Origin of the sequence: Lentzea atacamensis (assembly GCF_003269295.1) — a bacterium.
Taxonomy (GTDB): Bacteria; Actinomycetota; Actinomycetes; order Mycobacteriales; family Pseudonocardiaceae; genus Lentzea; species Lentzea atacamensis.
Window position 1 is genome coordinate 595436 of record NZ_QLTT01000005.1, and the last position, 7529, is coordinate 602964.

The window sequence follows — 7529 nt, forward strand, 5'->3', positions numbered from 1 at the left end:
AGCATGGCCAGGTGGCGAACCCGACCATCTCACGTCCGCCGAGGTGTGATCCATCTGGCTCTGTCCGGTCATTCGGACCTGTAGAGGGTCTCCTTACTTAGGTTAGGATCACCTTGGTTTGGGCCTGCCCCCGGCCGACCATGCCGAGATCCGGCGCCGAAGACGAGGAGTTGGGTGTGACCGAGTACGACCGTGAAGAGATCGCGACAGGGTCGGCTGATCCGCTGGACCTGGTAACTCGGCTGGCGCGGTCCGGATTCGACGACTACGTCGTCTACGAGCGCGCAGGCACCTGGACGTTCGCCGGCGGCGCCCTGGCCACGGTGACGCTGGACGCTCAGCGGGTGCGGGTCGAGGCCGGCGGTGAGGTGACCGAGCGGTCCTGGTCGGGCTCGCCGGGTCAGGCGTTGCGCGAGGCGCTCGCGGAACTGCCGGTCACCGGCTGGCGCGCGTACGGCCGGGTCAACTTCGGCTTCGCCTCGCTGGTACCGGGTCTGGCCCTGCGCGGTGCCGCGGCGCCCGACGGCGAGGTGGTCCGGCTGATCGTGCCGCGGGTCGAGGTGACGCTGGACGAAGGCGCGGCCGTGGTGCGCGGTGTCGACACCGCCGAGCGGGCGCGCGTGCGTGACCTGCTGATCGCCGACGTCGAGCTGGACACCGGGCAGGCCTCCGCGGTCGACATCACGGCGGACAGCGCCAACTACCGCGAGCGGGTCGCGCAGGCGGTCAAGGAGATCCGGCAGGGCCAGTACCAGAAGGTCATCCTGTCGCGGTCGGTGCACATCCCCTTCCCCGTCGACATCGTGTCCACCTACGAGCTCGGCCGCCGGGGCAACACCCCGGCGCGGTCGTTCGTGCTGCGCCTGGACGGTGCCGAGGCCGCCGGCTTCAGCCCCGAGATCGTCGTGTCGGTCGACGACGCGGGCCACGTCGTCACGCAGCCGCTGGCGGGCACCCGCGCCTTCGGCCGGGGCGCCGAGATCGACGCGGCGGCGCGCTACGAGCTCGAGAACGACCCGAAGGAGATCTTCGAGCACGCGGTTTCGGTGCGCACGGCGCAGGAGGAGCTGCGCCGCATCTGCAAGCCGGAGACCGTGCACGTCGGCGACTTCATGGGGATCAAGGAGCGGGGTTCCGTGCAGCACCTCGCCTCGCTCGTCAACGGCGAGCTCAGCGAGGGCCGGTCGGCGTGGGACGCGCTGGAGGCGGTGTTCCCGGCGGTGACCGCGTCGGGCATCCCGAAGCGCGAGTCGCTGGACGCGATCGCCCGCATGGACGGCAGCCGCGGCCTCTACTCGGGCGCGGTCGTCGCGATCGACGCCAACGGCTCGCTGGACGCCGCACTCGTGCTGCGCGCGGTGTACCAGGAGGGCGACCACGCGTGGCTGCGCGCTGGAGCGGGCATCGTGGTCGACTCGACGCCGGACCGCGAGTTCGAGGAGACCTGCGAGAAGCTGGGCTCGGTCGCACCGTTCGTGGTGCCCGCCTGACCTGACGCGCAACGCCCCCGCACTGAAAAGCGGGGGCGTTGCCGTGTCACGACTTTCGCCACAGCAGCCAGGCGAGGTAGACACCGCCCAACGCACCGGTCGCGACACCGACGGGCAACGCGCCGCCGATCCGTTGCGCGGCGAAATCCGCTGCCAGCACGAGGAAAGCTCCCATCCAGGCCGCGGGCAGCAACCCGGCGCCGGACGACCGGATCAGCCGCTTCGCCAGTTGCGGCGCGACCAGCGCCACGAACGCGATCGGCCCGGCCGCCGCCGTCGCCACCGCACACGCGGCCGTGCCGGTGATGAGCAGGTACACGCGCGCGCCTTCGACCGGAACGCCGAGACCCTGCGCCACCTCGTCGCCCATCTCCAGCATCTCCAGCCACCGCACGCCGAACAACAGCGCGGGCACCAGCACCACGAGCGCGATCACGACCGGCCACAGCTGGGTCCAGCCGAGGTTGTTCAGGCTGCCGGTGAGCCACACCGTCGCGCGCGCCACGTCGGCGACACCCGCGTTGACGATCAGGTAGAAGTTGACCGCCTGCAGGATCGCGCTGACGCCGATCCCGGTCAGCACCAGCCGCATCCCGAGCACACCGCGCTGCCACGCCAGCAGGTACACGAGCAGCGCTGTCGCCAGGCCACCCATCAGCGCGCCCGCCGACACCGTGCCCGGACTGCCGCCGACGACCAGGATGACGAGCAGGCCGCCGGTCGCGGCACCGTAGTTGAAGCCGATGATGTCCGGGCTGCCCAACGGGTTGCGCGACAGGCTCTGGAACACCGCGCCGCTCATGCCGAGCGCCGCGCCGACCGCGATCGCGATCAGCGCGCGGGGCAGCCGCAGGTCGAGCACCGCGTAGTTGGTGATGCGGCTGCCGTTGCCGAGCAACGTGCGCACCACGTCGAGCGGCGCCACCGGAATCGCACCGGTGCCGAGCGCGATCACGCCGACGACCACGATCGCCGCGACGACACCGAGAGAGACGACGAGTGAACGCCGCCGCGCCTGCGAGCGAGGGTGCAGGTTCTGGACGACGGGAGCCGAGTCGAGCAGCGTCATGCGCGGACCGCCTTGTTGCGCCGCAACAGGATCAGGAACACCGGCCCGCCCAGCAACGCCGTCACCACACCCACGTCGATCTCCTCCCGCGCCATCACCCGCCCGAGCACGTCGGCCAGCAGCAACAGCGCCGGCGCGAACACCGCGCAGTACGCCACCACCCACCGCTCGTCAGGCCCGGTGATCACCCGGACCATGTGCGGCGCAACGAGACCGACGAACACCAACGGGCCCACGGCCGCAGTCGCCGCGCCGGCCAGCAACGTCACCGCGATCAGCGTCAGCAACTGGGTCCGGCCGAGATGCGCGCCCAGCGACCGCCCCATCTCCTCGCCGAGCGACAGCACGTTCAACGGCCGCGCCAGCAGGAGCGCCAGAACCAGCCCCACCACCAGGAACGGCGCAACGTCCGTCAGCGTGCCCAGGTCCGCGCGTTCCAACGCGCCCACGGTCCAGAACCGCATCTGGTCCAGCGCGTTCTGGTCCAGCAGGATCACCGCCTGGGTGAACCCGGTCAGCGCTGCCGACACCGCCGCACCCGCCAGCGCGAGCCGCACCGGTGACGCGCCCGTCCTGCCCGCGATCACGTACAGCACCGTGCCGGCCAGAGCGGCACCCGCGAACGCGAACCAGACGAACGCCCGCAGATCCGTCAGCCCCAGCACGCTGATCGACATTGCGGCGGCGGCGGAAGCGCCCGCGTTCACACCGAGCAGGCCGGGATCTGCCAAGGGGTTGCGGGTCAGCGCCTGCATCAGCGCGCCGGCCACGCCGAGCGCCGCACCGGCCGCGATGCCGATCAGCGTGCGCGGGATCCGCAGCTCCCACACGACGAACGCCGAGTCGGAGCCGTCCCGGGAGGCCAGCACGTCCAGCAGCGTCGACAACGGGATCGACCGAGAGCCCACCGCGAGCGACAGCAGCGCGACGAACCCGAGTGCGACCACGCCGAGCACCAGTCCCGCGCCGCGGGACACCGCAGGCGCCCTGACGCTCACCCGTTCTCACCGGTGAGCAACCGCACCAGCGCGACCTTGGAGACCTTGCCGACCTTCGTCTGCGGGAACTCCTCGAGCACCTCGAGCCGGTCCGGCAGCTTGTACGCGGCGACACCGCGTTCCCGCAGGAACGCCGTCACCTCGCGCAGGGTGGGGGCCTCACCCTTGACCACGATGAACGCGCACGTGCGTTCGCCCATCACCTCGTCCGGCATGCCGACGACGGCGGCGTCGTGCACGGCGGGATGCGCGAGCAGGTGGTTCTCCAGCTCCTCGGCGGGGATCTTCTCGCCACCGCGGTTGATCTGGTCCTTGCGCCTGCCCTCGACGATCAGGTGCCCGGACGGCAGCTGCCGCACCACGTCGCCGGACCGGTAGAAGCCGTCCGCGGTGAACGCGCGCGCGTTGTGCTCGGCGGCGCGGTAGTAGCCACGCAGCGTGTACGGACCACGGGTGAGCAGCTCGCCGCTCTCGCCGGGTGCGACCGGTTCGCCATCCTCGTCGACGATCAGCAGCTCGTCGGCCGGGCACAGCGGGGCGCCCTGGGTGGTGATCTTCAGCTCGTCGGTGTCGTCGAGCCGCGTGAAGTTGAGCAGGCCCTCGGCCATGCCGAACACCTGCTGCAAGTCGCAGCCCAGCGTCTCGCGCACGCGCGCCGCCGGCTCGGGGTTGAACTTCGCACCACCGACCTGGAGCAGTTCCAGAGTGGACAGATCGGCGTCCATGAAGTCGACGACGTCCATCCACAGCAACGCGATGGGCGGCACGACCGCGGTCACCGTCACGCGTTCGCGTTCGATCAGCTCGAACGCGGTGTCCGCGCTGGGATCCGGCGCCAGCACGACGGTGCCGCCGGTGGACATCGCGCCCAGCAGGCCGGGTGAGGCGAGCGCGAAGTTGTGCGCCGCGGGCAACGCCACCAGGTACACGGTGTCCGCGGTGAAGCCGGAGACCTCCGCACTCGCGCGCGCGTTGTAGAGGTAGTCGGTGTGCGTGCGTGGAATCAGCTTCGGCGTACCGGTCGTGCCGCCCGACAGCAGGAGCAGCGCCGGCGCGAACGGGTCCGCCGCGGGCAGCTCGACCGGGTCGGCCGCGGGCAGCGGGGCGAACTCGGCCGGGTCGCCGGCCACGAACACCTGACGGACCGAGGGCACCGCCTTGGTCACGGTCCTCGCGAGCTCGCGGTAGTCGTAGCCCGCGCCGTCGTCCTCTGCGACGAAGTACGCGACCGCCCCGCTCAGCTCGCAGAGCGGCACGATCTCGCTTTCGCGGTGCGCGGGCAGCGCGAGCACGGGCAGCACTTGAGCGCGCATCAGACCGAAGAACAGCGCGACGAACTCCGGCACGTTCGGCAGCTGCACCAGCACGCGGTCCTGGGGCACCAGACCGGCGGCGACGAGCCCGGCGGCGATCCGGTCCGCCCACGCGTCGAGCTCGGCCCACGTGAAACGGGTGCCGTCAGCGGCGACGAGCGCGGTCCGGTCCGGATGGCTTTGAGCGCCGTCACGCAACAGCACGTCCAGCGTCTGCCCGGCCCAGTACCCCTCCGCCCGGTACCTCTCGGCCAGTTCACCAGGCCAAGGCACGCAGCCGTCCAGCATCTCGACTCCCTGAAGTCACGGCGAGAAAGTTAGGTTAGGCTAGCCGACATATCGGAGGGATGGTGCCGTGCGCCTCGGTGAACTCGTCGTCGATGTCACACCACTGCGCGAGGACCCGGCATACCGCCTGGTGTTCGCCGCGCAGACGGTGACCGTGCTGACCACAGCGCTGACGAACGTCGCGATCAACGTGCACGTCTACCAGATCACCGGCTCGTCCGTACAGGTCGGCCTGGTGGGACTGGCGTTCGGAGCCGCACTGCTGGTCGGCCTGCTGGCCGGCGGGGTGCTCGCCGACCGCGGCGAGCGGCGCAGGATCATCGTCGGTTCGCGCGTGATCGTCGCGGCGATGCTCTTCGCTCTCGCGCTCAACGCGTCGATCCCGTCGCCGATGTTGTGGTTCGTCTACGTCGCCGCTGTGATCGTCGGCGCGGTCGCGGGCGTCGGCGGATCGGCGCTGATGGCCGCCATCCCGTCCACCGTGAGACCGGAGCACCTCGCGGCGGCGGGTGCGCTGCTGACGCTCGCGAGCCAGTTCGGCGCGATGCTCGGCCCGTCGGTCGCCGGTCTGATCGCATCCGGGCCCGGAGTGGCCGCGTGCTTCGCGATCGACGCGCTCGGCTATCTGGTGGGTGTCGCGCTGTTCCGGAAGCTGCCCGCGCTGCGGCCGGACGGCGTCGACGAGGAGAAGGAACACCCGCTGCGCTCCATCGCGGAGGGGTGGAAGTTCGTACGCAGCAACGAGATCGTGCGCGGCCTGCTGATCATCGACCTGTGGGCGATGGTCTTCGCGATGCCGTACGCGCTGTTCCCGCAGATGGCGGCCGAGGTGTTCGGCGGCGGTCCCGAAGCGGTGGGACTGCTGCACACCGCGCCCGCGGTAGGCGCGTTCATCGGCGGTCTGTTCAGCGGCTGGGTGAACACGTTCCGGCACAGCGGCCGCGCGCTGATCGCGGCCGTGCTGCTGTGGGGCCTCGCCATCACCGCGTTCGGCCTGTCCGGCCACCTGTGGCTCGGCCTCGCGTTCCTGGTGGTCGCGGGTGCGGCCGACACGACGTCCGAGATCCTGCGCCGCGCGCTGTTGCAGCACCACACGCCGGATCGCCTGCAGGGCAGGGTGAGCAGCCTGTGGCTCGCCCAGGCGACCAGCGGGCCCGCGGTCGGCGGCACGGAGGCCGGCCTGGCCGCGCGCTACCTCGGCCCGGCGATGGGAATCGTGGCCGGCGGTCTCGTGTGCGTCGCGGGTGTCGTCCTGGTCGCGCTGACGATGCCCGGCCTGCGCCGGGCGAACCTGCGAGGTGAGGCGTGTTCGCAGACCTCCCCGGCGTGAAACTCTCCTACGACGACACGGGTTCCGGCGAACCCGTGGTGCTCGTCATGGGCGCGGGCGCGACCGGCAGGGTGTGGCACCTGCACCAGGTGCCCGCCCTCGTCGAGGCCGGGTACCGCGTGATCACGTTCGACAACCGCGGAATCTCGCCGGCCGAACCCGGTTTCACCGTCGACGACCTGGTCGCCGACACGGCCGGGCTCATCGAGCACCTGGGTCTCGGCCGGTGCCGGCTCGTGGGCACCTCGATGGGCGCTCAAGTCGTGACGGAGCTGGCGCTGGCCCGGCCCGACCTCGTTTCGCAGGCCGTGCTGATGGCCACGCGCGGGCGGTCGGACGTGATGCGCGCGGCGATGGGCCTGGCGGAGAAGGAGATGCTCGACTCCGGCGTCGTGCTGCCGCCGCGTCAGGAAGCGATCGACCGCGCCCTGCGCAACCTCTCCCCGCACACGTTGAACGACGACGCGGCGGTCTCCGACTGGCTCGACGTCCTCGAGATGTCGCCGATCCTGTGGACACCGGGGCTGCGGGCACAGCTGGGCCTGGACTTCGCGCCGGGATCGAGCCGGCTGGCCGCCTACGCCGACATCCGGGTGCCGTGCCTGGTGATCGGTTTCGCCGACGATCTCCGCCTGCCGCCACACCTGTCCCGCGAGGTCGCGGACGCGATTCCCGGTGCCCGGTATGTGGAACTGGAGCGGTGCGGCCATTACGGCTATCTGGAGCGTCCAGACGTGGTCAACGCCGCAGTACTGGAGTTCTTCGCGGCTGGACACTGTTAGACACGCCTTACTAAGGTAAGCCTCAGTTAACCCCCCGAACTGGAGGCTTGCTGTGACGAACCCCTTCGACGACGACAACGGGCGTTTCCACGCACTGGTCAACGATGAGGGTCAGTTCTCACTCTGGCCGACGTTCGCCGAGGTCCCCGAGGGCTGGCGAGTCGTGTTCGGCGAGGACACCCGCGAGGCCTGCCTCGCGTACATCGAGGCGAACTGGACGGACATGCGTCCGTTGAGCCTCGTCCGCGGCGAGCGCTGA

Annotated in this window: 7 protein-coding genes; 4 read left to right on the plus strand and 3 right to left on the minus strand. The window is 70.8% G+C overall.

From position 1 onward, the window contains the following. Nucleotides 1-176 precede the first annotated feature (176 nt). Entirely contained in the window at nt 177-1490 is a 1314-nt protein-coding gene (locus C8D87_RS25535; protein ID WP_233440050.1) for a salicylate synthase, read from the plus strand. Between the two features lie 46 nt (nt 1491-1536). On the opposite strand, the gene C8D87_RS25540 is transcribed toward C8D87_RS25535, so the two are convergent. Genes C8D87_RS25540 through C8D87_RS25550 form a run of 3 tightly spaced genes read right to left on the minus strand, consistent with a single transcriptional unit; the run spans nt 1537 to nt 5158 of the window. Then, nucleotides 1537-2559 carry a FecCD family ABC transporter permease gene (locus tag C8D87_RS25540; RefSeq protein ID WP_112228645.1) on the minus strand — a complete coding sequence of 341 codons (1023 nt, stop codon included), beginning with the start codon at nt 2557-2559 and terminating at the stop codon, nt 1537-1539. Further along, on the minus strand, nt 2556-3557 hold the full coding sequence (locus tag C8D87_RS25545) for a FecCD family ABC transporter permease (protein ID WP_112228646.1): 1002 nt from the start codon (nt 3555-3557) through the stop codon (nt 2556-2558). The genes C8D87_RS25540 and C8D87_RS25545 overlap by 4 nt, the downstream gene beginning before the upstream one ends. Next, nucleotides 3554-5158, minus strand: coding sequence for a (2,3-dihydroxybenzoyl)adenylate synthase (locus C8D87_RS25550; RefSeq protein WP_112228647.1), 1605 nt, complete (start codon nt 5156-5158; stop codon nt 3554-3556). The genes C8D87_RS25545 and C8D87_RS25550 overlap by 4 nt, the downstream gene beginning before the upstream one ends. 67 nt (nt 5159-5225) lie before the next feature. Here C8D87_RS25550 and entS point away from each other — a divergent pair, with 67 nt between their 5' ends. The 3 genes from entS to C8D87_RS25565 are packed head-to-tail and all read left to right on the plus strand — an operon-like array spanning nt 5226 to nt 7529. Then, entirely contained in the window at nt 5226-6488 is a 1263-nt protein-coding gene (entS, locus tag C8D87_RS25555) for an enterobactin transporter EntS (protein ID WP_112228648.1), read from the plus strand. Continuing rightward, nucleotides 6464-7270 carry an alpha/beta fold hydrolase gene (locus C8D87_RS25560; RefSeq protein WP_233442278.1) on the plus strand — a complete coding sequence of 269 codons (807 nt, stop codon included), beginning with the start codon at nt 6464-6466 and terminating at the stop codon, nt 7268-7270. Before entS ends, C8D87_RS25560 begins: the two co-directional genes overlap by 25 nt. Before the next feature lie 52 nt (nt 7271-7322). After that, the gene (locus C8D87_RS25565; protein WP_109639892.1) at nt 7323-7529 is read left to right on the plus strand and encodes an MbtH family protein; all 207 of its coding nucleotides are present in this window, start codon (nt 7323-7325) and stop codon (nt 7527-7529) included.